This is a genomic window from Siminovitchia thermophila, assembly GCF_016909185.1.
Taxonomy (GTDB): domain Bacteria; phylum Bacillota; class Bacilli; order Bacillales; family Bacillaceae_C; genus Siminovitchia; species Siminovitchia thermophila.
In genome coordinates this window covers 41,366-66,950 of sequence record NZ_JAFBFH010000028.1, presented here as the reverse complement: position 1 = coordinate 66,950, position 25,585 = coordinate 41,366, and the positions used below count along the sequence as shown (strand labels likewise).

31 protein-coding genes are annotated in these 25,585 nt (G+C 43.0%); 19 read left to right on the top strand and 12 right to left on the bottom strand.

The annotated features are described in order from the left end of the window. Positions 1 to 162: 162 nt before the first annotated feature. Positions 163 to 207, bottom strand: coding sequence for an erythromycin resistance leader peptide (locus JOC94_RS23580; protein ID WP_408021929.1), 45 nt, complete (start codon positions 205 to 207; stop codon positions 163 to 165). Positions 208 to 493: 286 nt separating this feature from the next. Then, complete coding sequence (locus tag JOC94_RS17005; protein ID WP_205179937.1) at positions 494 to 2,083, bottom strand: long-chain-fatty-acid--CoA ligase; 1,590 nt, start codon at positions 2,081 to 2,083, stop codon at positions 494 to 496. 191 nt (positions 2,084 to 2,274) lie between these two features. Between JOC94_RS17005 and JOC94_RS17000 the strand changes: the two genes are divergently transcribed. The 4 genes from JOC94_RS17000 to JOC94_RS16985 are packed head-to-tail and all read left to right on the top strand — an operon-like array spanning position 2,275 to position 5,577. Further along, complete coding sequence (locus JOC94_RS17000; RefSeq protein WP_077110473.1) at positions 2,275 to 2,532, top strand: hypothetical protein; 258 nt, start codon at positions 2,275 to 2,277, stop codon at positions 2,530 to 2,532. Further along, positions 2,529 to 3,980, top strand: a complete 1,452-nt coding sequence (locus JOC94_RS16995; RefSeq protein ID WP_205179936.1) for a hypothetical protein — start codon at positions 2,529 to 2,531, stop codon at positions 3,978 to 3,980. The genes JOC94_RS17000 and JOC94_RS16995 overlap by 4 nt, the downstream gene beginning before the upstream one ends. Before the next feature lie 54 nt (positions 3,981 to 4,034). After that, positions 4,035 to 4,736 (top strand): RluA family pseudouridine synthase, encoded by a 702-nt coding sequence (locus tag JOC94_RS16990; RefSeq protein ID WP_077110477.1) that lies wholly within the window; start codon positions 4,035 to 4,037, stop codon positions 4,734 to 4,736. Between the two features lies 1 nt (position 4,737). Further along, positions 4,738 to 5,577: an SDR family oxidoreductase gene (locus JOC94_RS16985; RefSeq protein WP_077110479.1), complete on the top strand. Its 840-nt coding sequence runs from the start codon at positions 4,738 to 4,740 to the stop codon at positions 5,575 to 5,577. Between the two features lie 444 nt (positions 5,578 to 6,021). On the opposite strand, the gene JOC94_RS16980 is transcribed toward JOC94_RS16985, so the two are convergent. Continuing rightward, positions 6,022 to 7,191, bottom strand: coding sequence for a pyridoxal-phosphate-dependent aminotransferase family protein (locus tag JOC94_RS16980; protein ID WP_077110483.1), 1,170 nt, complete (start codon positions 7,189 to 7,191; stop codon positions 6,022 to 6,024). Positions 7,192 to 7,406: 215 nt separating this feature from the next. Between JOC94_RS16980 and JOC94_RS16975 the strand changes: the two genes are divergently transcribed. From JOC94_RS16975 to JOC94_RS16965, 3 genes are all read left to right on the top strand, one after another. Next, entirely contained in the window at positions 7,407 to 7,838 is a 432-nt protein-coding gene (locus tag JOC94_RS16975; protein ID WP_077110485.1) for an acyl-CoA thioesterase, read from the top strand. A gap of 375 nt (positions 7,839 to 8,213) precedes the next feature. Then, positions 8,214 to 9,284, top strand: a complete 1,071-nt coding sequence (locus JOC94_RS16970) for a guanine permease (protein ID WP_077110487.1) — start codon at positions 8,214 to 8,216, stop codon at positions 9,282 to 9,284. Between the two features lie 11 nt (positions 9,285 to 9,295). Beyond that, positions 9,296 to 9,850 (top strand): phosphoribosyltransferase family protein, encoded by a 555-nt coding sequence (locus JOC94_RS16965; protein ID WP_077110489.1) that lies wholly within the window; start codon positions 9,296 to 9,298, stop codon positions 9,848 to 9,850. 374 nt (positions 9,851 to 10,224) lie between these two features. Here the strand turns inward: JOC94_RS16965 and JOC94_RS16960 are convergent, their stop codons facing one another. Next, a complete protein-coding gene (locus tag JOC94_RS16960) occupies positions 10,225 to 10,452 on the bottom strand; it encodes a hypothetical protein (protein WP_077110493.1) in 228 nt (75 codons plus the stop codon). Positions 10,453 to 10,456: 4 nt separating this feature from the next. After that, on the bottom strand, positions 10,457 to 10,777 hold the full coding sequence (locus tag JOC94_RS16955; RefSeq protein ID WP_077110495.1) for a YbjQ family protein: 321 nt from the start codon (positions 10,775 to 10,777) through the stop codon (positions 10,457 to 10,459). Between the two features lie 425 nt (positions 10,778 to 11,202). Here JOC94_RS16955 and JOC94_RS16950 point away from each other — a divergent pair, with 425 nt between their 5' ends. The 3 genes from JOC94_RS16950 (at position 11,203) to JOC94_RS16940 (ending at position 14,178) form a co-directional block, all read left to right on the top strand. Beyond that, entirely contained in the window at positions 11,203 to 13,167 is a 1,965-nt protein-coding gene (locus tag JOC94_RS16950; protein WP_077110497.1) for an aconitate hydratase, read from the top strand. Positions 13,168 to 13,313: 146 nt separating this feature from the next. Beyond that, a complete protein-coding gene (locus JOC94_RS16945; RefSeq protein WP_171973844.1) occupies positions 13,314 to 13,487 on the top strand; it encodes a hypothetical protein in 174 nt (57 codons plus the stop codon). Between the two features lie 88 nt (positions 13,488 to 13,575). Continuing rightward, complete coding sequence (locus tag JOC94_RS16940; RefSeq protein ID WP_077110499.1) at positions 13,576 to 14,178, top strand: phosphatase PAP2 family protein; 603 nt, start codon at positions 13,576 to 13,578, stop codon at positions 14,176 to 14,178. Between the two features lie 22 nt (positions 14,179 to 14,200). Here JOC94_RS16940 and JOC94_RS16935 read toward each other — a convergent pair whose 3' ends face one another. The 3 genes from JOC94_RS16935 to JOC94_RS16925 form a co-directional block, all read right to left on the bottom strand. Beyond that, positions 14,201 to 14,476 (bottom strand): YqhV family protein, encoded by a 276-nt coding sequence (locus tag JOC94_RS16935; RefSeq protein ID WP_077110501.1) that lies wholly within the window; start codon positions 14,474 to 14,476, stop codon positions 14,201 to 14,203. Between the two features lie 433 nt (positions 14,477 to 14,909). After that, the gene (locus JOC94_RS16930) at positions 14,910 to 15,758 is read right to left on the bottom strand and encodes an MBL fold metallo-hydrolase (RefSeq protein ID WP_077110505.1); all 849 of its coding nucleotides are present in this window, start codon (positions 15,756 to 15,758) and stop codon (positions 14,910 to 14,912) included. 41 nt (positions 15,759 to 15,799) lie between these two features. Further along, complete coding sequence (locus JOC94_RS16925) at positions 15,800 to 16,186, bottom strand: DUF2512 family protein (RefSeq protein ID WP_077110507.1); 387 nt, start codon at positions 16,184 to 16,186, stop codon at positions 15,800 to 15,802. Positions 16,187 to 16,361: 175 nt separating this feature from the next. Here JOC94_RS16925 and JOC94_RS16920 point away from each other — a divergent pair, with 175 nt between their 5' ends. After that, on the top strand, positions 16,362 to 16,535 hold the full coding sequence (locus JOC94_RS16920) for a hypothetical protein (protein WP_171973845.1): 174 nt from the start codon (positions 16,362 to 16,364) through the stop codon (positions 16,533 to 16,535). Between the two features lie 60 nt (positions 16,536 to 16,595). Here JOC94_RS16920 and JOC94_RS16915 read toward each other — a convergent pair whose 3' ends face one another. Further along, a complete protein-coding gene (locus JOC94_RS16915) occupies positions 16,596 to 16,691 on the bottom strand; it encodes a YjcZ family sporulation protein (RefSeq protein WP_077110509.1) in 96 nt (31 codons plus the stop codon). A gap of 203 nt (positions 16,692 to 16,894) precedes the next feature. Between JOC94_RS16915 and JOC94_RS16910 the strand changes: the two genes are divergently transcribed. Both JOC94_RS16910 and JOC94_RS16905 read left to right on the top strand, forming a co-directional pair. Next, a complete protein-coding gene (locus tag JOC94_RS16910; RefSeq protein ID WP_077110511.1) occupies positions 16,895 to 17,395 on the top strand; it encodes a spore coat protein in 501 nt (166 codons plus the stop codon). A 303-nt stretch (positions 17,396 to 17,698) separates the two neighbouring features. Beyond that, positions 17,699 to 18,499, top strand: a complete 801-nt coding sequence (locus tag JOC94_RS16905; RefSeq protein ID WP_077110712.1) for an ABC transporter ATP-binding protein — start codon at positions 17,699 to 17,701, stop codon at positions 18,497 to 18,499. A gap of 77 nt (positions 18,500 to 18,576) precedes the next feature. Here JOC94_RS16905 and JOC94_RS16900 read toward each other — a convergent pair whose 3' ends face one another. Both JOC94_RS16900 and JOC94_RS16895 read right to left on the bottom strand, forming a co-directional pair. Continuing rightward, positions 18,577 to 19,194 (bottom strand): YktB family protein, encoded by a 618-nt coding sequence (locus JOC94_RS16900; RefSeq protein WP_077110513.1) that lies wholly within the window; start codon positions 19,192 to 19,194, stop codon positions 18,577 to 18,579. Between the two features lie 569 nt (positions 19,195 to 19,763). Beyond that, positions 19,764 to 20,171, bottom strand: a complete 408-nt coding sequence (locus JOC94_RS16895) for a hypothetical protein (protein WP_077110516.1) — start codon at positions 20,169 to 20,171, stop codon at positions 19,764 to 19,766. Between the two features lie 276 nt (positions 20,172 to 20,447). On the opposite strand from JOC94_RS16895, the gene ruvA reads away from it, so the two are divergent. Genes ruvA through yajC form a run of 6 tightly spaced genes read left to right on the top strand, consistent with a single transcriptional unit; the run spans position 20,448 to position 24,788 of the window. Further along, positions 20,448 to 21,068, top strand: coding sequence for a Holliday junction branch migration protein RuvA (gene ruvA, locus JOC94_RS16890; RefSeq protein WP_077110518.1), 621 nt, complete (start codon positions 20,448 to 20,450; stop codon positions 21,066 to 21,068). Positions 21,069 to 21,090: 22 nt separating this feature from the next. After that, positions 21,091 to 22,092 (top strand): Holliday junction branch migration DNA helicase RuvB, encoded by a 1,002-nt coding sequence (gene ruvB, locus JOC94_RS16885; protein WP_077110520.1) that lies wholly within the window; start codon positions 21,091 to 21,093, stop codon positions 22,090 to 22,092. 5 nt (positions 22,093 to 22,097) lie between these two features. After that, positions 22,098 to 22,295: a DUF2905 domain-containing protein gene (locus JOC94_RS16880; RefSeq protein WP_213089098.1), complete on the top strand. Its 198-nt coding sequence runs from the start codon at positions 22,098 to 22,100 to the stop codon at positions 22,293 to 22,295. 3 nt (positions 22,296 to 22,298) lie between these two features. Then, complete coding sequence (gene queA, locus JOC94_RS16875) at positions 22,299 to 23,327, top strand: tRNA preQ1(34) S-adenosylmethionine ribosyltransferase-isomerase QueA (protein ID WP_077110524.1); 1,029 nt, start codon at positions 22,299 to 22,301, stop codon at positions 23,325 to 23,327. A gap of 29 nt (positions 23,328 to 23,356) precedes the next feature. Beyond that, positions 23,357 to 24,496 carry a tRNA guanosine(34) transglycosylase Tgt gene (tgt, locus tag JOC94_RS16870; RefSeq protein WP_077110526.1) on the top strand — a complete coding sequence of 380 codons (1,140 nt, stop codon included), beginning with the start codon at positions 23,357 to 23,359 and terminating at the stop codon, positions 24,494 to 24,496. A gap of 31 nt (positions 24,497 to 24,527) precedes the next feature. Beyond that, positions 24,528 to 24,788, top strand: a complete 261-nt coding sequence (gene yajC, locus JOC94_RS16865; RefSeq protein ID WP_077110527.1) for a preprotein translocase subunit YajC — start codon at positions 24,528 to 24,530, stop codon at positions 24,786 to 24,788. 67 nt (positions 24,789 to 24,855) lie between these two features. Here the strand turns inward: yajC and JOC94_RS16860 are convergent, their stop codons facing one another. Then, the gene (locus tag JOC94_RS16860) at positions 24,856 to 25,248 is read right to left on the bottom strand and encodes a TIGR04086 family membrane protein (RefSeq protein ID WP_077110529.1); all 393 of its coding nucleotides are present in this window, start codon (positions 25,246 to 25,248) and stop codon (positions 24,856 to 24,858) included. Positions 25,249 to 25,585 lie beyond the last annotated feature (337 nt).

Here is a 25,585-nt window from a genome sequence, read left to right as displayed (position 1 = left end):
CCCGCCTATTGTTTAACAAAGGAAGGAAAATAAGGCAAAAAGAAAGAAAGGCAGAACAATCCGCCTTTCTAGACATTACATATTTAGCATATGAATTGAAGATTATTAAAAAAGGACAGACTTATCCCGTTTACTCTGTGTACACAAAACAGAGCCTTTGAACTACTGGTTCAAAGTAGGGAAACGAAATCTTATAGAATGCGTCATTTTTGTCATCAAACACTTTATCTCTTTTAGAAAAGAACGCCAGGTAAAAATGTAACAAGGGTGGTACTTCGGCGCGCTTAAGCAAAGCTGCTAGATCGGAAAAAGAGCGGCGTATTCGTATTAAACGACTTTCTATAAAACCTGTGATCACTAAGAGGCTTTGAAGCGTTGTACGGGAAGTGGGGAGTGGCCCATTTTCCAGAAAGTGACGGCAGCCCGCAAGCGAACAATCAGGCGGAGGAGAATGATTGTCCGCCTGATCAATTGAGCGTACCAAACTGAATGTCTAGTTGACGAGCTTGCTTTTGCTTTGCCAATATTCTTTTCGCAAATTCACTTTTAGAATTTTTCCCGAAGCAGTCTTGGGTAATTCTTTTACGAAACTGACAGATGTAGGCGCTTTAAAATGGGCAAGCCTTTCTCTGGCGAAGGTAATGATTTCGGTTTCCGTTAATGTTTGGCCATCGCGAACAACGACAATAGCGTGTGGGGTTTCGCCCCATTTTTCATGAGGAATCGCAATGACGGCAGCCTCAACAATTGCTGGATGTTCATATAGAACTCCTTCCACTTCTATGGAAGAAATATTTTCGCCTCCGCTGATGATGACATCTTTTTTCCGATCGACAATTTCAATATTGCCGTTATAATCGACAATGCCCATGTCACCAGTATGAAACCAACCGTTTTTGATGACGGCATTCGTAGCTTCTTCATTTTTCCAATAACCTTCCATCACACCGTTCGTTCTGACGATGATTTCGCCGATTTCCATGCCGTTATGTTTCACTTCTTCACCTTGCTCATTCACCACTTTCACATCAGTGCACATCATTTGGTAACCGGCTTTGGATTTCATTCGATATTGAACTTCTTTTGGCTCATCCAAATGTTGAGCACGAATGATGGAGGTGGTGAGCAAGGGCGATGTTTCCGTCAATCCGTAGACATGGATAAATTCCCAGCCCAAGTCTTCCTCAACGCGGGTGACAAACGAAGGCGGCGGGGCTGACCCGGCAATGACAACCCTTACATCTTGTCCGATCTCTACTTTATTTTTATCATAATAATGTAGAAGAGAGTTTAGTACCGTGGGCGCCATATGCATCACATTCACGCCATGCTTTTGTAATTTTTCGTAAATGATGTCCGGTCGTGTCTTTCTTAACATCACTTGAGTAGCTCCGTTTGCTGTGTAATAAAATGGTGATCCCCATCCATTAACATGGAACATGGGCAATACGTGGAGCAATACGTCTCGGTCACTTACCCGCAAATGATGCATGACTTGAAGGGCATGTATGTAATTGCTGCGATGGGTGAGCATAACACCTTTTGGATTGCCGGTCGTTCCGCTCGTGTACAGAAGGCTGGCGATGTCTTTTTCATCTATATCTTCACGTGGAAACGGCTCTGCCGGAAATTGGCCGACCCACTCATCATAATCTAGATCATTTTCTTCGAGTTTGATCTTGTTGCCGCCATGGACAATAATTTGTTCCAGATTCAGTTGACTACGGACCGAACCGATGAGCCCATACAACTCCCAGTCAACAAATAATACCTTGCTTTCACTATGGTTTAAAATAAACAAATAATCATCCGGCTTAAGCCGAATGTTCAGGGGGACGGTAATCGCACCAAGTTGGAACACACCATAGAAGCCTTCGAGCATTTCCAGGGTGTTTGGTGCAAGGTAGGCAACCTTGTCGCCCTTTTCCACACCCAGATCTTTTAGCCCGTGAGAAAGGCGGTTTATCCTTTCATTCAACTCGGAGTAAGTGAAAACCCGTTCATCATCAATCACTGCTGTTTTACTGCCATATAGTTTTACGGCGCGGTCTAAAAATTGTGTTAAAAGTAGCGGAACATACACGATGAAGCCCTCCCAATTCAACAAATTTTCAAATATATTGGTATTATAGCACATATTTAATATTTTCAACTTGTTATATAACATTTTTTCAAACAATTCGATCAGTAAAAATCCGGTGATATACATATTTACGAGAGAGCTCTATCGTTTATAATAAATGATGTATCGCATTTTTGTGTGAGCTGGACACCATGTTTCTCCCTGAAGACTTTACAGCAAAAATGAAACGGCTTTTAAAGGATGATGAATATCATCAGTTTATGAATAGCTATAATGAGTCAAAGACTCATGGGCTGCGTGACAACACTCTAAAGGTGGAAATTGATCATTTTTTCCAGAGCAGCCCGTTTCATTTGGAGAGAATCCCCTGGGTTGAAAGCGGGTTTTATTATGTCCCGGAAGACCGCCCCGCGCTGGAAAAAATAAAGATATTGCCAGGAGGCTTATGATGGAAAAGATAGTTGCGAAATTGCGGCCCTATATAGTAGCGAATAAAGAAGAAAGCCTGGTTGCAAAACCTACAGAATATGATCAAAACACATACAAATTAATATTTGTGGACAGTCAACAAGTTGCGGGTGAGGTCGTATTGACTGAAGACGGATGTTTAAAAATGTTTTCGGAATTTGATTTTGAAGAAGAGGACATTCCGGAAGCATCTATGTCTAAGGAAGAGATTCGGAAGCTTATTGAGAGATTTTCGCATGATTTTTTTCCTGAATCCTTCTCACTCTTACATTTGTCCTCGATCTTCGACCTTGACATTTTTTACTTATTTGATTATGTCCGTAAAGATGAACGATTTGGACTTGAACTGCCTAATTCGGGTATATCATTTTCGGTTTATAAAAATGGCGTCATCATGGATATGGTAAATGAAATGGATGAATTCTTGATCGTTTATCCCGATCGAGTGCTGTCAGAAGAGGTTGCGCGTGAACGGTTTTTAACCAATATTCAACCATTATTAAAGATCATGCGCTTTGACGAAAAAGTTTATGTGGATGGTGACGGGGAATTTAAGCTTGTTTATGACTTTCTTCATACAACGGGAATTGATGTGAAGATGGATGGCAACCAAACGACATTGGCTGATTTTGGCGATGTTTGTTTTCCATTTCAATCCCTCCCGCAAATGCCACCAGTACAATCCTCGATATATGCCATGGCAGGCGTTGAAACGATGGATAAAATAACAGAAAGTGATACGCCTGAAGGGAAATTGGAAGTATGGAGCGATTTTCCCAAGGAGCATTTTTTACGAGAATATGAGTTTGATGAGTTAATGGATCTTGATACAGTGGTAGAAGGCGCGGTAAAGCTTATAACTGATTCTAACGGCATGCTTAAACAAATGATCACAAGCGATAGAGAAAATGGTGTGAGGATTACGGAAGAGGAAGCTTTTCAATCTGCTCTCAAGCTTTTGTACAGCCAATATCCGGATGCGCAACATATGTTTAAACTCAGGGGGGAGGATCATGTCCTGATTGAATTCGACGAGGAAGGTGAAGAGTTGCCGCCGCATGCGTATTGTTTTACTTTTGATCGTTTTGAAAAAGATGTTCAGGTAGAAGGGGAGTATCTTACCATTATTGTGAGCGCATATTCGGGAAAGTTATGCGAATGGTTTGCGACGGATTATCTACATGATCGTTTCACCCACTTAGTTGAAAACATTCCCGATCATTTTGGCAAGGCCTTACAACGATATCAGGATTCTTTTGTGATGAAGCTGAATTGGACAAAGGAGGAGGTCGATGAAGAAGGGAAGCCTCATTACGAATTAGTATACATGCCCGAATTTAAAGGAACAGGCGGGCATGTTCATTGTGTAGAAGTAGCAGCGTTGAAGCCATGGATTGTCAATGTTACCGGATTGGAGGAGTTTCGATAAGCATTAAACTGCGATACAATGAACATATCATTTTACTGAAGGGTATCGGATAATATGGAAATACCAATTTTATATGAGGACAACCATCTGCTTGTTGTGGAGAAGCCGGTGAATGTCCCTGTACAGGAAGATGCAAGCGGGGATCCGGATGTATTGTCACTTTTAAAAAAAGATCTTAAAATTCGTTATCAAAAACCGGGAAATGTCTATCTTGGCTTGGTTCATCGACTAGACCGGCCTGTAGGGGGCGTGATGGTGTTTGCCAAGACGTCGAAGTCCGCATCCAGGCTGGCGGATTCCTTGCGAAAGAATGAGATAGAGAGAAAGTATATAGCTGTTGTCCGGGGAACTCCCCGAAAAAAAGCGGCATTATTGGAACATTATTTATCCAAAAACAACCGCAAGAACGTCGTTCAAACGGTCTCTCAGGATCATAAAAGCGGCAAGAAAGCCGTGTTGGAATATCAAACGGTGGCCCAGCGGGACAAATTAAGCCTATTGTCTGTCAAGCTCCACACGGGCCGCTCCCATCAGATTCGCGTCCAGCTTTCCGCTTCAGGCTTTCCCCTTTATGGAGATCAGAAATATGGGTCGCAGGTGAACAGGCCGGGACAGCAAATTGCTTTATGGGCTTATTCCTTGAAATTTGTACATCCCGTAAAAAAAGAAGTGATGCGGTTAGAGAGCTTTCCTCCTCACACATATCCGTGGACTGTGTGGGGATCTATTCAAGACATGTTGCAAATGGAGAAATGACATGGAAAAACAAACAGTGTTTATTACCGGTTCCGCCAGCGGGTTTGGAATGCTCGCGGCTGTTGAACTGGCAAAACGGGGATGCCAAGTCATCGCATCCATGAGAAATTTGGAGAAAGCGGAGAAGCTGAAAAGTTTATGCAGCATGCATCAAATGGAAGACCGGGTAAACATCGTTCAATTGGACGTAACCCGTCCGAATGGCTTTCCTGATTTATTGAACGATCTGCCCCCTGTTGACATTCTTATTAATAACGCGGGTTTTGCAATGGGGGGATTTTGCGAGGAAGTGAGTTTGGAAGAATACAAAGAGCAATTTGAAACGAATTTTTTTGGTCTCATTGCCGTTACCCAAGCCTTTCTTCCAGCGATGAGAGCTCGGAAGAAGGGAACCATCATCAATATAAGCAGCATTTCGGGTAAAGTCGGTTTTCCGGGGCTTTCACCGTATGTGGCATCCAAGCATGCATTAGAAGGATGGACAGAATGTTTGCGCATGGAGGTAAAGCCGTTTGGCATTGATGTGTTCCTGATTGAACCAGGATCATTCAAAACCTCGATCTGGTCAACGGGTAAAACAATTGCCCGAAATTCGCTAGTGGAATCGTCGCCTTATTCATTTTTTAAGAAGGCGATTTTACATGAACTGGAAAAAGGGGAAGCCAAGTATGAAGATCCGCAAATCGTCGCTTCTCTCATTGCCGATCTTTGTATGAGCAAGGAGGCCGGCAGGCTTAGGTATCCTGTCGGCAAAGGGGTAAAAACGACTCTCTTTTTAAAAAACATGATTCCGTGGAAAAAGTGGGAACAGATTTTCCTGAAAAAATTGTTGGGGAAATAGGGCAGGGACACAACACGGTAAAAATGAAATGAACCGCATGGAATCAAGGTTAGAACCTGGTGGTTACCCCTTGATTTCACGCGGTTTTATTCTCACGATTTGTACGAATATGAATCAGCTTTCAACTTATGTTCCAGCCCCTCCTTTTCTATCCGGGTATTTTCGCGGGGGATCGGGCCGGCCAGACAAGAAAAAACTCCGGAAATGCCACAACCGCAATGTTTTCAAGGATAAATCACTAAGGAGCTGCGACGTACAGGAAGTATGATTGCAAGTAAAGCAGCAAGACAAGGAAATCCTCGCAAGTACCGCAAATTTCAAGGAGATTGCAACGAGGCCTTTGTCTTGTTTTCTTAACAATGGGGCAGACGAAGAACGTACATATGTGGTGGCGCTTGCGCGTCCTTGTCTGGTAAGCCTCGTCCCACTGATTGAAGATTTACTTTAGATTTTCACTTGAATATCCGCCTTTGTTGCAGAAAGGGTATCAGCCGCTGCTTTGACGCCTGCTCCCATTTCAAACGGATATGAAAGCTCTTTTAAACCGGCTTCCATAAGGGAAACAGCTTCTAAAACATCCGCAGGGAAGCAATATCCCATATGGCCAAACCGGAAGATCTGTCCTTGCAAGCTTCCCAAGCCGCCGGCAAAATCCAAGTGATATTTTTGTTTGAGCAATTGTAAAAATTGCTCCAAATCCAAATATTTTGGTGTGCGGATTGCCGTAACCGTTGGCGACATAAATGGTTCGCTTGCCAACAGGTCTATATCAAGAGCATTCATCGCTTCTTTCACCATCTTTTTCATTAATTCATGCCTTTCGACCGTTCTGGCGAACGTTTCTTCCTCGATTAAGTCGCATACAGCTGACAAACCGTAAATAAGGGTAACGGCTGATGTATTCGGGGTCATTCCCTGTTCAAACCAATCACGGTACGTTAATAGGTTCAGATAATAGACAGGGGTTTGATTGTTTTCAATCGCTTTCCACGCTTGCTCGCTTACCGAAATTAAGGCCAGTCCGGGTGGCAGCATGAGGGCTTTTTGTGATCCGGTTGCCAAAATATCAATTCCCCATTCATCCATTTTGGCGGGAACAGCGCCGATACAGCTCACTCCGTCCACAATAAATAAGGCATCCGTGTTTTTCTTCACGATTTTTGCCAAATCTTCGATTGGATTCAATACGCCTGTCGATGTTTCGCAGTATGTAGCAAAAACAGCCTTAATATTGTTTAACGGTTTTAGAAAAGCTTCCAACTCTTCCGGCGTACAAGCCTCGCCCCATGTTTTTTGCAGCTTATGCACATCGAATCCGTATTTCTCACAGATAGCAGCAAAGTAATCACCAAATGCGCCAATGGAAATGACAACAACCTTTTCACCTGGTGAAACAGCATTGACAGCTGCGGCTTCCAAAGCGGCCGTGCCGCTGGCGGCAAGAAGTAAAACGTCCTGTTCTGTTCCAAATAGCGGTTTGATGCGTGCTGTTGTTTCCCGAAATAGTTTGATGAATTCCGGGCTTCGGTGGCTAATGATATCCTGGCTCATCGCCATATTCACTTTTTTTGGAATCGGAGTCGGTCCTGGATGTCTTAAAATAAGTTTATACATTCCATTCCCTCCATAAATATTTGATATTTTCACAATTTTATTATCTCTTTTATTGGAACATATGACAAGAAAAAGGCATTGCATCATGATCGCTTATGGAGGTTGTCAGATGCACGATCGTGTACTATGATTTAAAAGGTTCATGAGAAAAAATCATGAAACCTTGCTTTACAGAGCAAACTAGCCAAAATGATCAACGGGAAGGAGAAGTTCTTATGCAAAAAGAAATTTCTTCAAATGTATCAAGGACGATTCAGACAAAGCTTGTCCTTCCGCCTGATACGAACCATATGGGCACCATTTTCGGAGGAACCGTCCTGGCGTATATTGATGAAATCGCTGCGATTGCTGCAATGAAACATTCCAAAAAAGCAGTTGTCACCGCGTCCATTAACACGGTAAACTTTTTGTCTTCGGCAAAAGTGGGGGACATATTGACGTTGGAAGCTTTTGTTCTTTCAGTGGGAACTACTTCAATGAAAGTGTATGTAAAAGTGGAATGCCTCCATTTGGAAACAGATGAAAGGCGGTTGACGACGACCTCTACGATCACGATGGTCGCCATTGACGAAAATGGAAGGCCAACTCCGGTTCCAAAAGTGAGACTTGAATCGGAGTGGGAAAGGAGCCTGCTCTCAGAAGTTTAAAGGGGCTATGGTGGATGTAAGTACCTTCTATAGATAGTAAGAGGGCCAGCTTGTAGAGAAAGTAGGTGTTTTTCTCTACAAGCTTTTTTATTTATTTTTAAAAAAAGACGGAGTGCAATCCACACTGGATAGGACACTTCGCATTTTTCAAGGAAGGTCAGAAGAGTCTCTTTTTGTTTAGACGCATATAGATTTTCTTCAGTTTGTTCCAATTTTAAACAAAAAACTAAATGTTGAAACTTCGAATAAAACACTTGAAATTTCTCGATAAACACGTACAATAATTAATGTTAATTAGATAATGTTCGTGTTTAAGGGGATTTTTTATAAAAAAATCAGCGAATGATTCATTCGTTGTTAGAAACGGAGTGTAGAATGGACATACTTAAAGACATCTTGGCCGCACTTAGCGTAGTACTAAATGGACTTCCTCAGGGGCTTCTCGCCATGACTTTTGGGTTTGCTTCTGTTCCAACGGCGCTGGCTTTTGTCGTCGGAGCCGGAGGAAACGCAATCATGGGCTCGGTTCCGGTGATTTCTTACCAGGCTGAAACGATAACATTGGCTGGGACAATGGGCAGAAATATGCGGGAACGGCTATCGATGGTGTTTTTCGGAGCGCTGATCATGGTTCCCATTGGATTATTTGGCTTGCTTGAAAAAATTATAGATTGGATTGGTCCGGTTATTACGGCAGGGATGATGGCAGGTGTTGGGATCATGCTATCAAAAGTCGCATGGGAAATGGCCAGAAATGATAAAATGGTTGGGATTACATCTTTTGCCAGTGCGCTCATTGTATACATGGCAACAAAAGACCTCGTTTATACGATCACCATATCGGTCATTCTCTCAAGTATTGTCTATCTTTTTCTTCCGAAAGATGGTAAGGAAGGTATCCAGGCCGTTTTGGAGGAAAAAATTACGCGCCAAAAACTGGTGATCAATCCAATGGTCATACGCGGCGCTTTGGCTATGGTTTGTTTAAATATTGGGGCGAATATCGCATTTGGCAAGATTAACGGGGAGATTGCCCAAACCGATGTAAACGTCGATGTGTTAACTGTTATAAGCAGCTTGGCCGACATGGCTTCTGCTTTCTTTGGCGGAGCGCCAGTTGAAGTAGTTATTTCCGCCACTGCAAGCGCGCCGCATCCGGTTGGGTCAGGTGTATTGATGATGTCACTCATGGCCATCATTTTATTTGCCGGACTTCTTCCCAAGATCGGTAAATTTGTTCCAAGTTCTTCAATTGCCGGATTTTTGTTCGTGTTGGGTGCGATTGTCACATTTCCCGGCAATGCCGGCACAGCTTTTTCAACAGGTGAGCCTGCTTCAGGATTAATTGGCGGAATCACGATGGTTGTCACAGCGATCACGGATCCTTTTCTTGGCATGCTTGCCGGTTTGATCATTCAATTTCTCATTGGATTATTCGGTTTTTAAGGGGGATGTAAATGGAAACTTATACATTGGTGATTGGCGCTATCCAAAGAGAACTGCCGATCGTTTCGATTTCAGATGAGCTGAGCATTGCCAGTTTTGTCATTTTGGGCGACACGGAGCTGGTCGCTTATACCGCGCCTTTACTAGCGGACAAGCTCCCCGAAGTAGACGTGCTTGTCACAGCGGAGGCAAAGGGGATACCGCTTGTATATGAGGTATCTAAACAACTTGGCATGAAGCAATATGTTGTTGCGCGAAAAAGCATCAAGCCGTATATGGAAACTCCTTTGGTCAATGAGGTGGTATCCATTACAACCCAGAAAAAGCAAGTCTTATGTCTCGACACCAATGATGTCGAGCACATAAAAAATAAGCGGGTAGCCATTATTGATGATGTCATCAGTACCGGGCAGTCTATTCGTGGCCTGGAGGAGCTGGTTGAAAAGGCTGGCGGCCAAGTTGTGGCCAGAGCGGCAATTTTGGCGGAAGGTAATGCAGCTACTCGTGATGACATTATTTATTTGAAAAAGCTGCCACTTTTTAGGAATAAACGGTCAAAAAAATAGACTTTTAAAAGGCGTGAACGGAAAGATACCTGTTCATGCTTTATTATGATGAAATAATTCCGCATACTATAAGGATATCAATTGCAAATCTTCCGGCTGCCGGGCTGCCGATTAGGCAGGGTGAAAAATATTCATTGTACGGAATGAATGGTCGGAATGATTCAAAGCTGACTAGCTCCCCTCTAAAACATTCATTAATCCCAAGTTATAACATTGTTGGGGGGAGCACATACTGGATTTTTTCAAGGCGCCCGAAAGAAATTCTGGAATGACAAAAACAGTCCAATAAAGAGTCATATGAGGCCCCAAGCCCGGTGGAAGCGCCGATCAGGGGCAGTTTCCTCCAGAAGTATCGGTAACACTGCGCCGGTTTGTTAATCTTCCTCTTTATAAAAGCGCTCGCCAGTATCAGGATTGTAATAAACAATTAATTTTTTCTTGGTAGTCGGATCGATGTTTACCTCATTCGTTGGAATAAAGCCTTTAGGAACTTCCCGCCCGTGTTTACGTTTGAAACGTTTATCCCAAATGAGCCAAGAAATGATTATTATCGCGATAAATAGCAATATTTGAATGCCGTAAAATCCAATAATCCACTTCACGAGACTAAGCCTTTTCTATAACTACTGCTGTACCATATGCAATGATTTCACTCATGTTTTGGCCGATTTCTCCCGAATCAAAGCGCATCATCGTTACAGCATTGGCTTCCATGGCTTTGGCGTTTTCTACCATTCGGTCTATGGCCTGTTTTCTTGCGTCTTCAAGCATTTCTGTATACTGGCTGATTTCTCCTCCTAATAAACCCTTAAATGATGCAACAATGTCTTTTCCAATTCCCCTTGCCCTTACTGTTATGCCAAATACAGGACCTTTCATTTCAACAATTTTATAGTTGGCTATATTTTCTGTCGTCACGATTATCATGTTGCTATCATCCTTTCTAATTAAAGTTGCTACACTACTACGTAATCGCATCATGTAAGGTTTCAAACTTTTAAAATAAAGATCAAGAGGAATGAAAAGTCAGAAACTGAAAAGAATGGGACACTGTCACTGCCATTGCCGCATCTGGCGGAACATACACGTTTGTTCTTTTACCAAAGTATGCTGTTGAGAGAAGTGATCAGGGAAAAGTATTATGAGCTATTCTCCCCTTTTTATTTCGGTTTCATCCAATTTTGTTCGGCTCCTTTTTGAAGAAAGAGATTCCTGGAGAATCAAAGAGACAGGGCTTTTTCCTTAAATGATTGTATATCGCTTCATCATCAGGATTGGTGTATATTTCCTTGCTGAATTAACAAACATAAATGGAAAGCATGGATTTTAAGCTTTGTACAGGAGGAAAATAGATGCCATTAAATATTACCCAGAAATTAATTCAATCACATCTTGTATCCGGTGAAATGGTTCCGGGCACAGAAATCGGCTTGAAGATTGATCAAACCCTTACTCAAGATGCGACTGGTACGATGGTGATGCTGGAGCTTGAGGCAATGGGACTCGATCGGGCAAAAACGGAAGCATCCGCCCAGTATGTCGATCATAACGTCATACAGGTTGATAACAAAAATGCCGATGACCATTTATTTTTGCAAAGCGCCACTCGTCGATTTGGTCTGTATTATAGCCGGCCGGGCAACGGGGTAAGCCATCCTGTTCATATGCAACGTTTGGCCAAGCCGGGAAAAACGTTGCTCGGTTCGGATAGTCACACTTGTGCCAATGGGTGCATGGGAATGCTTGCTATGGGAGCGGGTGGAATGGATGTTGCTCTTGCAATAGCCGGAGAACCTTTTTACGTAAAAATGCCTCAAGTGTGGGGTATCAAGTTGACTGGAAAATTACCGGATTGGGTCAGCGCGAAGGATGTGATTCTTGAATTGCTTCGCCGGCATGACGTAAAAGGGGGAGTTGGCAAGGTCATTGAATATTACGGTCCGGGCTTGGATGAGTTAAGTGCGATGGACCGGCATGTTATAGCGAATATGGGGGCGGAATTAGGGGCGACCTCTACCGTTTTTCCATCCGACCAGGAAATCAGGCGTTTCTTGACAGAGCAGGGAAGGGAAGATGATTGGATAGAACTAAAAGCGGATAAAGGAGCAACGTACGATTTGGAAGAAGAAATCAATTTATCCGAGTTGGAGCCGCTTATTGCCAAACCTTCCAGCCCAGGCAATGTAGTTCCTGTATCAGAAGTTGCCGGAACACCGATTTATCAGTCTTATATCGGCTCATCGGCTAATCCGGGTTTCCGTGATTTTGCCATTGCGGCAGAAATTGTAAAAGGGAAAAAGGTCGCGGCAGGCGTCTCATTCGATATTAATCCGACTTCCAGGCAAATGCTGACTGATTTGGTGAAGGAGAGTCATATAGCAAGCCTTCTTCAAGCCGGTGCCCGGTTACATCAAGCAGGGTGCAATGGCTGTATCGGCATGGGGCAGGCTCCTGCTACAGGAAGAAACAGCCTGCGTACGACCCCGAGAAACTTTCCTGGGCGATCCGGTACTCAGGAGGATAGTGTGTTCTTATGCAGCCCGGAAACAGCCGCGATTTCCGCCTTGACGGGGGAAATTACTGATCCAAGAACATTTGAAATGACTTATCCAAAAGTGAAAGAACCGAAAAATCCAACAATTGATGACACACTGCTCGATGCCCCCCTCCCATTTGAAGAAGCAAAAAAGGTTGCGCTATATAAAGGACCGAACGTTGCGTCTATCCCGGCTATGGATGAGCTTCCGGATCAGATGGAAATACCTGTATTGCTAAAGATGGGCGACAACATCTCGACAGACGAAATTTTAGCCGGGGGAGCCCGTGTGCTCCCTTATAGAAGCAATCTGCCTGAAATCAGCAAATTTGCATTTGAAATCATTGACCATACGTATTATCCGCGAGCAATGGAATCCGTCGTTAAAGGCGGGCATGCTATTGTGGGCGGTATTAACTATGGACAAGGCTCCAGCCGGGAGCACGCTGCGCTCGCACCTAGATATTTAGGACTTCGAGTGGCATTAGTGAAGGATTTTGCACGCATTCACTGGCAAAATCTCGTGAACTTTGGCATCCTCCCGTTAACGTTTAAGCATCAGGAAGATTATGAACATCTGGACCAAGGAGATGTCCTTCAATTGGAGAATGTGAGAACGAGCATTAAACAAGGTAATGAACTGACTATCCGTGTCAAAAACAAAAACCTCACTATTGAAGTAAACCATGCGTTATCTCAACGCCAGGTTGATGTGTTATTAAAAGGCGGGATGATTAACTGGGTAAAGGAGCGGCAAAAAAGAGGTTCATCCAAACACTAGAACGGGTAAATAAAAAGGGAGGATGGGCCAGACCTTGCAAAAAATTCATCCTATATCCGTTTTAAGGCGAAATTGAAATAGTCATGACATTTTAAGATTAGGTGAGAATTCAAGAGATTATGTACCTTTAAGGAAGGAGGATTTTTATGACAGTAGACCGTGAAAACATATGCAGGGCTTGTGGAGGAACAGGGATGCTCGCAGATGATGAAGGCTGGCAATATAATTGCAGTGTTTGCCGTGGGGCCGGTTTGATCTCCGGCGAACATCCAAATGCAAAAGTGATGGAAGTGGATGAAAACAATCGGTTATTGGATTAAACATGCCGGGCAGTTAACGCTGCCCGTTTTTATATCCGAATTTGATCACATAGTAGTAAAGCAACAAAAAATAATGGAATGATGAAAAATGAAATGGTTACTTTTTGGCGCGATATTTCTTTTACTTACATGGATTGTAGAGATCGAATTGCTGGCAAATTTCGATCAAAAGATCGTTCTGCAATTTGAACAAATCCGCAGTGAATCTGTAACAGATGCATTTCTGTTTATTTCGGATGTTGGCTCCATTAAAGGGCTGCTGTTTATTACTGCGCTACTTACCGTTTACCTGATATATAAAAAGCGCTTTACCGATGTTCTTTTTCTCATGTTTGTCTTTTGGGGATCAAGAGGATCAAACTATTTATTGAAAAATTGGATTGAAAGAGACAGGCCGGAAATAAACCCCATCATTCATTCGGCCGGCTTTAGCTTCCCTAGCGGCCATACTATGAATTCAACCGCGGTGCTAGGATTTATATGCTTTCTTTTATTGATTCATTTTAAAAGCAAAGCATTTAGGAAGGCGATCATCGGTGTGACAGTCCTTCTTGTTGCTTTGATTGGAGTTAGCCGGATTTACTTGGGTGTACATTATGTAACAGATATTATTGGCGGGTTTGTTGCGGGAATCATTTGGATGCTGATATTTGTTTCTTTATACAAACACTGGGATATTGGCAAGAGTTGATGGCTTTAGTTGGTTACATCCCCTAATTGCTCTTTACACCGTATAAAATACAGGCTACGCCGAGAAAAATCCAAATAAATTTACCAAAGGAAATTTTGTCGGCCAGTCCGAAAACACCAATTGTTGTGGTGATAATCAAAACCATGGGACCGATGAGTGCAAGGGAGCTGTTGATGATCAGCGCTTTTTCCACTTCATTGAAGCGAATCATCAAAAATGCCGCGAAAATTTCAATCCCACCAGATAATAGTCGTAAAAGCGCCATGCCGATAACAGCCTTTTCTAATAAAGTAATCATTTCTTGCCTCCTAAGCCGTTCTTTCTTCATTATATGAAGCAACTGATGCACATAAGTACAAGTTCCCCAAAAATGTAAGTCCCAAAAGGATATATCCTTGCAAAATGTTCATATCACTACGCTTAAAAGAAGAGGAGGATGTCCAAAAGCTCACCTTCTGCTTGGGGGGGCGTTCAACTTGCAAGCTTTCGCGTCCTAAGGGCAAACGGGCTGAGGCGGTATAATTGGGCGTCAGGCACCACTGCTGACCTGGCATGGGCAGAGCCAGAGTCGGTCGGTTTTTGTTATTCGGTTCATCGTCCCAGTCCGCCTATCTCTGATAAAATTTTCAGGAATCCAACCAATTTCATAAAAGAAGCTCCTCCTAAGGACTTATAAACAGATTTTTTCATCTGTCGACCTTTAAGAGGAGCAAATTGCCTGCCTAATGCTTTTAATTTATATATTTTCCATAGTCTGGTATGGCGATTTGATCAAACTGTTGTGCGAGTTTGTTCAGATTAAGGGTCAAAGCTTCCCCTTTCATTGGAAGGCCATGACCGGTGATGGCAACGGTTGGCTTTAATGCTTGTAATTTCTTTACCGAGTCCCATGAAGCCTGCCAATCGGGAGTCAAGTAACGCGGCGGGCCGCTTATTTCCTGTTCTTGGGTAAAGACCCTGTAAAGATATTCCTGTTTTACTGTCACAAAAGCATCGCCTGCAATCAGAGCCCGATCTTGATCCCGAAAAAGAGATATATGTCCGGGCGTATGGCCTGGGGTATGGACCCACCGGAATCCCGGGAGGTCAGGAATGCTGCCATCTTCAGGCAGGGCTTGTACTTTGTTTCCCAAATCAATGGGCTCAACCGGAAACATCGGAGACATTTTTGCAATCATTCCGCCTTCAACGGAGGCATCCGGCGCCGGATAACTTTTTTCCCCAACCAGATACGGCAGCTCCAATTCATGAGCATAGACAGGAACATCCTTCCAATGAGCTAATAAATCGACGATCGCCCCGACATGATCAAAATGACCGTGGGTTAGAATAATTCCTTTCGGCTTTCGTCCAGTACCAAATCGTTCCTCTGTAATGGAAATGATTTTGTCAGCCGAATGCGGCATGCCCGCATCAATGAGTACGAAGTCTGCTGTTTTCGGTTTTCCGACAAAGCAAATATTGACGATTTGAATCGTATGATAATAAATGTCAGGCAATATTTCAGCGCCTGTTCCACTGCCCAATGAAGTGGCGGGAATATACTTATAGTCTGTTCCATATGAATATTGGCCTTCCATGATGATGACTCCTTTCGACAATGCTTGAAAGTTACATGCGATCAATATTGTCTTACATCGTCAGCATCAGCTTTGTTTCTGAATTGTGTTCTTTCCAGCCATAGATGATAAAAGTATTCTCCGATGGCGAGAACGATGGAAACAAACAACGCCTCCCCAAAAGCTTCCCGGTAACCCAACAGGACGAGTCCTCCCCAAATGACGATAAGCGAGAGTACAAAATCCCCTAGAGTCGCTGTCATATTACCCATTTTAGGCAAGACCATCATGTCGCCTATATAATAAGACAAGAGCAATAGAACAATTCCCAGTAGGGTGGAATGGAAAAAAGTGACGTCATTAAACAGTGACAATATTATCCATACAACTGGAAAAACCATGATTGCCTTCCATAGTAAAGCTCTGCCATGATTGACATTTTCATTCATTGTTGTTACCTCCTTTTAGTTCTTTTCCCTTTTATACTTTGGTGTTTCATTTTTTTTATACCCGGAAAATAGGGGGAGCAACTTTTTTGGACAAATTTACTTGTGTGATTTTCATGTCCATTACAAAATATAAAGATGCTCCAAACAGAGCAATAACTGAAAGCGGGTGAAAAACATGCGTAACAATATTCAAGTTTTGCCCATTATCGCTTCGATCGGGATTGGGGCGGCCGCATACAGCATGATGACAGGACGCGGAGGACAATTGTCAAACATGATTCCCCAGTTGTCAAATGTGGGAGGACAAGGCGCAAGTAGCGGTCAGCAAAAGCAAAAAGCTGGTCAATAAATAGAAAAAGAACCCGGGTGTTGCATACATCCGGGTTCTACATACTTTTGGAAGAGGGAATTAGTACCCGTAGAAGGCACCAACAATAACCAAGAGGATAAATAACACAAGGATCAAGGCAAAGTTGCTGCCGTATCCTCCACCATAACCGCCCATCTCTACACCCCCTTTACTCGTTCTAAAATATATTACGTAGACATCTCTGCCAGTGTTTGGACAAACAGCCAAGTATTGTAAAAAATATACGGAAGGACCAAGTTCATCTTTGATCATCAAGCCTATTTTTCCGGTTTTGGCTAACTGATGCACAGATAGATGAATATGGTAACTTGCAGAGAAAGTAATGAGGAGGGGTTAGGGTGTCTTTAGATGAACGAAGAACACTAGCTTGGCACGAAACGCTGGAAATACATGAGCTTGTTGCCAGCCAAGCAAATGCATTGATGAGGCTGAAAATGAGCATGAAAAAAATAGCTGATGCCCAATTGAGAAGTATCTATCACAACGCGATTCAGAACATGGAAATCAATTTGCAGGAGTTAATCCAATTTTATCCTTCTGCGCCCGTTCCACATCAACGGGAAGATGATGCGGATCGAGAAACATCCGCATTATTTGCCGGGGAATTGCTCGGATTAAGCAAGGCGTTGGTGAGAAATTATGCATTGGCGATCACTGAAACCGCAACGCCTGTTTTAAGAAAAACGTTGACAAATCATTTGTTAAGAGCCATAAAGGGCCATGAAGAGATCTATCGTTATATGTATTCCAAGGGAATGTACCCTTCCTACGACTTAGAACGATTGTTAAAAAATGATCTTCAAAATGCGCAAAAGGCTTTATCAATGAGGTACGAATAAACGTTTTTTTGAACATTCATCGAAAGTGAAGCGGCTTTTTTACTTTAGGAAGTAAATGGAAGAAGTTGATACAACATGTTCAATTTCCAAGTATACGCGCGACCAAGGACGCCTGCCTTCAAGTTTTGGGCTTCCTTGGTTTTTGTTATTTTTGCAAGTAATCCCCCCATTTTGAGTAAAGGGTGCCGAAAAATTGTATAATGTACAATAACATATAATGGCAGATAATGAGGTCTTCCCACCAAATCAAGAAAACGAAAAAATATTTATTTTCATTAAGGTGAGGTTGGTATGATGAAAAAGATGAAAACAATGATCACATTTCAGGACGTAGAATGGAAGAGAAGTGGAAAAGATATTTTAACCGGAATTAATTGGACGGTTCATGCTGGCGAGCATTGGGGCATTTTAGGGCTGAATGGCTCGGGGAAAACATCTTTGCTTAATATCATTACAGGATACCAGTATCCTTCTTCCGGTAAAGTAACAGTGCTCGGAAACCGCTTTGGAGAAACAAGCTTGCCGGAGCTGCGAAAAGAAATTGGGTTTGTCAGCAGCTCACTTGGGCGCTTTTCCCATATATTGGAGCATGAAACGATTGAAGAGATTATTGTAAGCGGAAAATTTGCTTCTTTTGGGCTGTATGAAGAGGTTTTGCCAGATGATTGGGATAAGGCGGATAAGTTAATGGAGCAATTTCGTTTACAGTACTTGAAAGGAAAGCCATATAACCTCTTATCGGAAGGGGAGAGAAGAAGGGTATTGATTGCCAGGGCCTTAATGAATGACCCAAAAATGCTCATTTTGGACGAACCATGCTCCGGCCTGGATATTCAGTCAAGGGAAGGGCTTCTGTCTTTAACCCAGGAGATTATGGGGAATGAACGTCTTGTCATTTATGTTACCCATCATATAGAAGAGCTTGTCGAAGGGATTACCCATGTACTGCTTTTAAACAGCGGGAAAATCGTTGCCGCAGGGCCAAAGAAAGAAGTGATTTCGGATTCCTTATTATCTCAAACATTTGAAATCCCGGTACATGTCCGCTGGGAAGATGAAAGGCCATGGCTTTCTGTTAAAAAAACAGTGAAAAATCCAATGTAATGCCCTCTATTCAATAGACAACAATTACACACCGGAGTCCATATGAGCATAGGACTCCGGTTGTTGAATGTCCATATTTATTTGTACGCTAATCTATAGATCGGAATGAGTGTATCAAATGTATTTTTCACCATTTTGATCAATCCTTCTCCATCTTTTAGGAGCGGATCGCCTTTTAAAATGTGTTTTCCTATGAGAAATTCAGCTTTTTTCACATCGCGGAAACGTTTGAGCGCTTTTTCCAAGTCAATCTCATCCATGGACGCAGCTTCTTTTTTCATATGGTCCATGGAAATAACGAAATCCTTTGGGGTTTTTTGTTTGATGTCATCGATATGCTGTAAAAATGTTTGGGCGATTTCTTGTTTGTTCGGCAGCTCGTAAATAAAAGCGAGCCAGATAAAGACAAAATCATCGAATAGGCCCACTTGAAAATGAGGGTGCTTTTTGTACCCGCGCTTATTGGCTGCTATCGCCAACCAAGTATCTTTGGGTGGATTGACGGTTCTTCGAGCATGTTTGGCAATATGTAAAAACATTTCCGTTCCTAATTTTGCCGATAGATCATCTGTAAGTTCTTGTCCCAATGCTCGAAATTTGGGCCTGATCCGCTCCTCTATCGCTTCCATTCGCTCATCCAAACCTTCAACTTGAAAGGTTTCAAAGTCACTGTCTACAAAACCGGTAAAACGCATCAAAGACAAACTTCCTTTCATTTTTTATGTTTAGTGTACCAAATTTGCCGGACGATATGATATAGGTTGATTTGAAATAAATGATGGTTCCATTTGTGGACTCAGTATGTTCGTTGAAGTTTCGCTTTAGATTTGTGGATTGCAGCACATATTCATGTAGAAGGAAAATCTATCGAATTACGTTTGACATGTATGACAAGTGGGATAATACTAGGAATATTCTTCTGCGTTTTTCAGGATAATCCTGAAACCATTTCCCCGCAAAACTCCCGCTATGCGCTTGTATTGTTCTTGAAAAAGATGCCAAAGCGGATGCGACTTCATTTACAAGGCGAAACCTATAAAGAGGCCATTCGCAAAACCTGGGGGACCTATATTTTTTCCGACCTCTGAAGAGCGGCTACAAATGGCTTCCATTTCAACCCAGTTTGTGAATAGTTAGGATTGTGAAATTCCTGCCTGTACAACCTAAAAGGGTGGCTCCAGTTATTAACAAAGGGCTCGATAGGGAATCCAATTTAAAAACCATAAAAACAAGGTTTGGAGCTGCTGCCAAACCTTGATCAGGCCTATCGGCCGCGCTTTTCAAACGGGTCCGTTTCTTCCTCATATTCTTTTCTCATCTCTTGGATTTGGCTGTCGTCCTTGTTTTTTTCAATTGGCTTTCCCGGAAGGCGGCGATCCCGGCTTTTTTGATGATCTGGTTGGAAGCTGGCTGCGGCTTGTCCATTGTCCACTTGTATCTTAGCGGTTTTAATCGGCCTCTTTTCTGTTGTTAGCATAACCGTTCTTCCCATATCGTGATCAACATCGACTAAAACGAATAGTCTTCTCGATTTGAATTCCCGGTAGTAGTGGTCCACTTCATCTTTTGTCCATCCCGATTCGTATAAATGTTTTTTCCGAAAGTCGTGTAAGCGGTTAATTCCGGTACTCTCCCTTACCTCCTTTGCTTTTTTATCATCCATCGTGATCATGTGGATATCGTCCTTCCCAATGCCGTTATGCATCAAGGACTGGATTTGTTGAACAGCTTCAAAACTGGAGACAAAGATACCCGCGACATTTTTTTTTCATGTATAATGGCCTCCTTTGATGAGTGATCAACCACAATGGGGATTGAATACTTTTTACCCTCTGCTTTTATGATTAAACCGCCGAGGATGAAATATTAGAACGTATGTTGTTTTTTTATAAAAGAAAAGAGATTTATATGTTACAATGATGGGTAGCATGAAAGAGGAGAGAATCGCTTGTACGCATATATTAAAGGAACAGTAGAGCTCGTTGGGCCGGAATATATAGTTGTAGAATGTAATGGAATCGGGTATCAAATATTAACACCGAATCCGTTCGTTTTCTCGGGTAAAAAGGGTAAAGAATTGACCATTTATACATATCAACATGTTCGCGAAGATTTAATCGCACTGTACGGTTTTGAAACACAATTGGAAAAGAAAATGTTTAAAAAGCTGATCAGCGTATCGGGGATCGGTCCTAAAGGGGCGATGGCCATTTTGGCTTTCGGAGAGCCCGAACAAGTCGTCCGTGCGATCGAAAATGAGGATGAGAAATTTTTGACGAAATTTCCCGGTGTCGGCAAAAAGACCGCCAGGCAAATGATTTTGGATTTAAAAGGAAAACTGGAAGACATCTTGCCGGAATCATTGGAAGCAGAGCCCGGACCGGTGAAAAAAAAGACGATAGCAGCGGAACAAGCTTATGGCGAAGAATTGGAAGAAGCGCTGCTGGCCTTGGCGGCCTTGGGATATTCGGAACGGGAATTGAGAAAAATCAGCACGCAACTCGGGAAAGAAAAAATGACTACCGATCAATACATTAAACGCGCACTGCAAATGCTCATGAAACAGTGAACCGGAAAGGAGCAAATGAGAGATGGAGGAGAGAGTGCTTTCCAGTGAAGCGATGGATCATGATATTTCTTTTGAGCAAAGTCTCCGACCACAAATGCTTTCCCAATATATCGGCCAAGACAAATTAAAGAATAATTTGGAAGTATTTATAAAAGCGGCTAAAATGAGAAAGGAAACGCTTGACCATGTATTGTTGTACGGCCCTCCGGGATTGGGAAAAACGACACTCGCAACCGTTATTGCAAACGAAATGGGTGTGGATATCAGAATGACTTCCGGACCGGCGATTGAACGTCCGGGAGACCTTGCGGCGATCCTGACCTCACTTGATCCTGGTGAAGTATTGTTTATTGATGAGATTCATCGTCTCCCTAGGGCGATAGAAGAAGTGTTATACCCCGCGATGGAAGATTATTGCCTCGATATCGTCATAGGAAAAGGCCCGGAAGCACGTTCCGTACGCCTCGATTTACCTCCATTTACACTTGTCGGTGCGACAACAAGGGCAGGGGCTGTATCCGCTCCATTGCGTGACCGGTTTGGCGTTTTATGCCGATTGGAATATTATACAATTGAGCAACTAACAGCTATTGTTATAAGAACTGCCGAAATTCTCGATACTGATATTGATGGGGATGGGGCTGTTGAGATTGCCAAGAGATCGAGGGGAACACCGAGGATTGCCAACCGCCTTCTTCGCAGGGTGCGTGATTTTGCGCAAGTCCGATCTAATGGTGTGATCACGTTTGCGTTGGCGGATGAAGCCCTAGAGCTTTTGCAGGTCGACAAATTGGGACTCGATCAAATTGATCATAAATTATTAAGAGGAATCATTGAAAAGTTCAGGGGAGGCCCCGTAGGCATTGATACGATTGCGGCCAGCATTGGAGAAGAGCCGACTACGATAGAAGATGTGTACGAGCCATATTTGCTTCAAATCGGTTTCTTACAAAGAACCCCGCGAGGGCGAATGGTGACCCATCAAGTATATGAACATTTTCAAATGGAGGTGCCTTGCGAGTGAGCGGGATGGCAAAGCTGTTAATGATTGCGGGGGCTAGCATTTTTATCATTGGCTTCCTGATCCAGTTTTTAAAGCTTGGCAAACTTCCAGGTGATATCGTCATTAAAAAGGGCAATACAACATTTTTTTTCCCATTAATGACCTCTATCATTATCAGCATTCTGTTATCTGCTATTTTTTATGTGATGGGGAGGCTTAAATAAGTTTTGAAGATTGATGAATTTGATTTTGAACTGCCCGAACGATTAATCGCCCAGGTTCCTCTGCAAAACAGGGATGAGAGCCGATTGATGGTGTTAAACAGGCAGACGGGAGAAGTGACGCATGATGCGTTTCGGCATATAACTGCCTATTTACAAAAAGGCGACTGCCTAGTTTTAAATGACACGAAAGTGCTCCCAGCAAGGCTTATGGGAGAAAAAACGGATACACGGGCGAATGTGGAAATTCTTTTATTAAAGCAGGTGGAAGGCGATTGCTGGGAAACGCTTGTCAAGCCTGCAAAGCGAGTGAAGATTGGCACTGAGATTGCCTTTGGCGGCGGGAAGTTAAAGGCCGTCTGTACGGGTATCCAGGATCACGGTGGGCGGTTGTTTGAATTCATTTATGAAGGAATTTTTTACGAGATATTGGATGAATTGGGTAAAATGCCTCTTCCGCCTTATATAAAAGAACAGTTGGATGATCAAAGCAGATACCAAACCGTGTATGCTCGTGAACAGGGTTCTGCGGCCGCCCCTACTGCGGGGCTCCATTTTACCGAAGAAATGTTGGAGGCCATCAAGGCGCTCGGCGTTCATGTTGTGTTTATTACGTTGCATGTCGGGCTCGGAACGTTTCGTCCCGTGAAAGTGGAGGATATTGAAAAGCATGATATGCACGCGGAATTTTATCGCATGAGCGAAGATGCGGCCGCCACTTTAAATCGTGTTCGAACAGAAGGGGGCAGAATTATCTCTGTTGGGACAACTTCTACACGAACGCTTGAAACGATTGCCGGGCAGAACGAGGGCCGTTTTGTGCCCGGGAGCGGTTGGACCGATATCTTTATTTATCCGGGGTACCACTTTCAGGCGGTTGATGGCATCATTACGAATTTTCATCTGCCCAAATCAACATTGATCATGCTGGTAAGCGCATTTGCCGGACGTGAGTCGGTGTTACGAGCTTACCGTTGCGCAGTTAAAGAAAAATACCGCTTTTTCAGTTTCGGCGATGCGATGCTGTTGATATAAATTCCATCATTAGAAAGGAGCAAGATTTTTTGCCTGCGATTACGTATGAATTAATAAAGACTTGCAAACAGACAGGCGCTCGACTCGGAAGGATACATACACCCCGCGGCTCATATGAAACACCCATGTTTATGCCGGTCGGAACGCTGGCGACGGTCAAAACAATGAGTCCGGAAGAACTGAAGGAAATGGGGGCCGGAATCATTCTGAGCAATACGTACCACCTTTGGCTGCGGCCGGGGCATGATATTGTGAAAGAAGCCGGCGGTCTTCATCGGTTTATGAATTGGGATCAAGCGATCTTGACCGACTCGGGCGGATTTCAAGTTTTTAGCTTAAGCGAATTTAGAAAAATTGAAGAAGAAGGCGTGCATTTTCGGAATCATTTAAACGGCGACAGGCTGTTTCTTTCTCCGGAGAAGGCGATGGAAATTCAAAATGCGCTTGGATCAGATATTATGATGGCCTTTGATGAATGTCCTCCGTATCCGGCTACATATGAGTATATTCATAAATCGGTGGAGCGCACCTCTCGTTGGGCGGAAAGATGCCTAAATGCTCATAGGCGTCCAGAAGATCAGGGTTTGTTTGGCATCGTTCAAGGGGGAGAATTTGAAGACTTGCGAAAAATGAGTGCAAGGGATTTAGTATCCCTCGATTTTCCGGGATACGCGATAGGAGGTCTGTCTGTCGGGGAACCGAAGGATGTGATGAACCGGGTATTGGAGTTTACGACACCCCTTTTGCCGGATAATAAACCGCGCTATCTAATGGGAGTGGGCTCGCCTGATTCTCTCGTTGATGGAGCCATCAGGGGAATCGACATGTTTGACTGTGTGCTTCCGACGCGGATTGCGAGGAACGGTACCGTCATGACGAGTACTGGACGGCTTGTCATTAAAAATGCTGTCCATGCACGGGATTTTGGGCCTCTCGACCCCGATTGCGACTGCTATACATGCCGAAATTATTCGCGGGCTTACATCAGGCATTTAATAAAGTGCAATGAAACTTTCGGAATTAGGCTTACGACTTACCATAATCTCTATTTTCTGTTAAAATTGATGAAGCAAGTCAGAGATGCGATTCAAGATGACCGTCTCGGTGACTTCAAAGAAGATTTTTTTGAGCGTTACGGATTCAACCGTCCGGACGCAAAAAATTTCTAATATTGATGATAAAACGAAAGGGGGAAGATAAATGCAAACGCTCGTAAATGTATCACCGTTTATTTTGATGTTCGTTCTTTTTTATTTTTTGCTGATCAGACCGAACCAAAAACGGCAAAAAGCGATCCAAACAATGCAAACTAACCTGAAAAAAGGGGACAAAGTGATCACTATTGGCGGCCTTCATGGAACGATTGATGCAATCGATGAAGGAAAAGTCGTGATTTTATGCGGCGACGGAAGCCGGCTTACATATGATCGCAATGCCATCCGGGAAGTTGTGGATGCATAGAAGTCTAAAAAAAGAAGCGTGTCGGTGCACATAGACCATGCTTCTTTTTTTATGGCGCTATTTTGTTTCAATAATCCTGATGAGAACCTCCCATGAGATTGACTCCCAAAACGCCTCCCATCATGGCGGTCAAAGTATAGCAAGTAAAATAAACAAGTTGTTCCAAAGAAAATATCGAGCCGTGTCCCAAATATTGGTATAAGAAAATGATGAGGCTGTACAAAAGGCCTGTTGCTCCTCCTAAAACCCACCCTTTATGTTTACCTTTGCCCCCGCAAATAAACCCTCCCGCAAACACACTAAAAAAAGAAATAATCGTTACCAACAATTTAATGGATTTTTCTTGAGTATCTGTAAAAGTTAAAATGAGAGAAAAAATCAAACTGAAAATAACAGCAAGCAAGAAGATCGTAAAGACCCCGTATATAACGGAAACGCCAAACTTTTTAATGTCGATCATTTCTCACTCCTTTCCTTTAAGCATGGGGAAATGACGCCTGTCCCTTTTTACAACATATTCAAGAAATGGTTTTTTAGAATGTTTTCCTGCATGTTGTCCCGCATTAACTGTCTATAAGATCCCCATTATGAGAAATCACTGTAAGATGGAAATATCAAATAGGGGATCAACATCCAGTAAATGCCCGATCGGCTTAACTAACAATCATCGGCTAAAAGCATGCGCTGATTGAAGTTTCGCTATATCCCGCATTAACTGTTTGTAAGATCCCCATTATGAGAAATCACTGTAAGATGGAAATATCAAATAGGGGTTCAACATCCAGTAAATGCCCGAT

Excerpts from the sequence above, each read along its gene's own strand:
- JOC94_RS16900 (WP_077110513.1), bottom strand. The coding sequence starts at position 19,194 with ATGCGTTTTACCGGTTTTGTAGACAGTGACTTTGAAACCTTTCAAGTT.
- JOC94_RS16955 (WP_077110495.1), bottom strand. The coding sequence starts at position 10,777 with ATGATAATCGTGACGACAGAAAATATAGCCAACTATAAAATTGTTGAA.
- JOC94_RS16940 (WP_077110499.1), top strand. The coding sequence starts at position 13,576 with ATGAAATGGTTACTTTTTGGCGCGATATTTCTTTTACTTACATGGATT.
- ruvB (WP_077110520.1), top strand. The coding sequence starts at position 21,091 with ATGGAGGAGAGAGTGCTTTCCAGTGAAGCGATGGATCATGATATTTCT.
- JOC94_RS16920 (WP_171973845.1), top strand. The coding sequence starts at position 16,362 with ATGCGTAACAATATTCAAGTTTTGCCCATTATCGCTTCGATCGGGATT.
- JOC94_RS16935 (WP_077110501.1), bottom strand. The coding sequence starts at position 14,476 with ATGATTACTTTATTAGAAAAGGCTGTTATCGGCATGGCGCTTTTACGA.
- JOC94_RS16990 (WP_077110477.1), top strand. The coding sequence starts at position 4,035 with ATGGAAATACCAATTTTATATGAGGACAACCATCTGCTTGTTGTGGAG.
- JOC94_RS16895 (WP_077110516.1), bottom strand. The coding sequence starts at position 20,171 with ATGATCACGATGGATGATAAAAAAGCAAAGGAGGTAAGGGAGAGTACC.
- JOC94_RS16915 (WP_077110509.1), bottom strand. The coding sequence starts at position 16,691 with ATGGGCGGTTATGGTGGAGGATACGGCAGCAACTTTGCCTTGATCCTT.
- JOC94_RS16980 (WP_077110483.1), bottom strand. The coding sequence starts at position 7,191 with ATGTATAAACTTATTTTAAGACATCCAGGACCGACTCCGATTCCAAAA.
- JOC94_RS16930 (WP_077110505.1), bottom strand. The coding sequence starts at position 15,758 with ATGGAAGGCCAATATTCATATGGAACAGACTATAAGTATATTCCCGCC.
- JOC94_RS16925 (WP_077110507.1), bottom strand. The coding sequence starts at position 16,186 with ATGAATGAAAATGTCAATCATGGCAGAGCTTTACTATGGAAGGCAATC.
- JOC94_RS16965 (WP_077110489.1), top strand. The coding sequence starts at position 9,296 with ATGGAAACTTATACATTGGTGATTGGCGCTATCCAAAGAGAACTGCCG.
- JOC94_RS17000 (WP_077110473.1), top strand. The coding sequence starts at position 2,275 with ATGTTTCTCCCTGAAGACTTTACAGCAAAAATGAAACGGCTTTTAAAG.
- JOC94_RS16985 (WP_077110479.1), top strand. The coding sequence starts at position 4,738 with ATGGAAAAACAAACAGTGTTTATTACCGGTTCCGCCAGCGGGTTTGGA.
- JOC94_RS16945 (WP_171973844.1), top strand. The coding sequence starts at position 13,314 with ATGACAGTAGACCGTGAAAACATATGCAGGGCTTGTGGAGGAACAGGG.
- JOC94_RS16970 (WP_077110487.1), top strand. The coding sequence starts at position 8,214 with ATGGACATACTTAAAGACATCTTGGCCGCACTTAGCGTAGTACTAAAT.
- JOC94_RS16905 (WP_077110712.1), top strand. The coding sequence starts at position 17,699 with ATGAAAACAATGATCACATTTCAGGACGTAGAATGGAAGAGAAGTGGA.
- JOC94_RS16995 (WP_205179936.1), top strand. The coding sequence starts at position 2,529 with ATGATGGAAAAGATAGTTGCGAAATTGCGGCCCTATATAGTAGCGAAT.
- JOC94_RS16975 (WP_077110485.1), top strand. The coding sequence starts at position 7,407 with ATGCAAAAAGAAATTTCTTCAAATGTATCAAGGACGATTCAGACAAAG.
- yajC (WP_077110527.1), top strand. The coding sequence starts at position 24,528 with ATGCAAACGCTCGTAAATGTATCACCGTTTATTTTGATGTTCGTTCTT.
- JOC94_RS16880 (WP_213089098.1), top strand. The coding sequence starts at position 22,098 with ATGGCAAAGCTGTTAATGATTGCGGGGGCTAGCATTTTTATCATTGGC.
- JOC94_RS16860 (WP_077110529.1), bottom strand. The coding sequence starts at position 25,248 with ATGATCGACATTAAAAAGTTTGGCGTTTCCGTTATATACGGGGTCTTT.
- JOC94_RS16950 (WP_077110497.1), top strand. The coding sequence starts at position 11,203 with ATGCCATTAAATATTACCCAGAAATTAATTCAATCACATCTTGTATCC.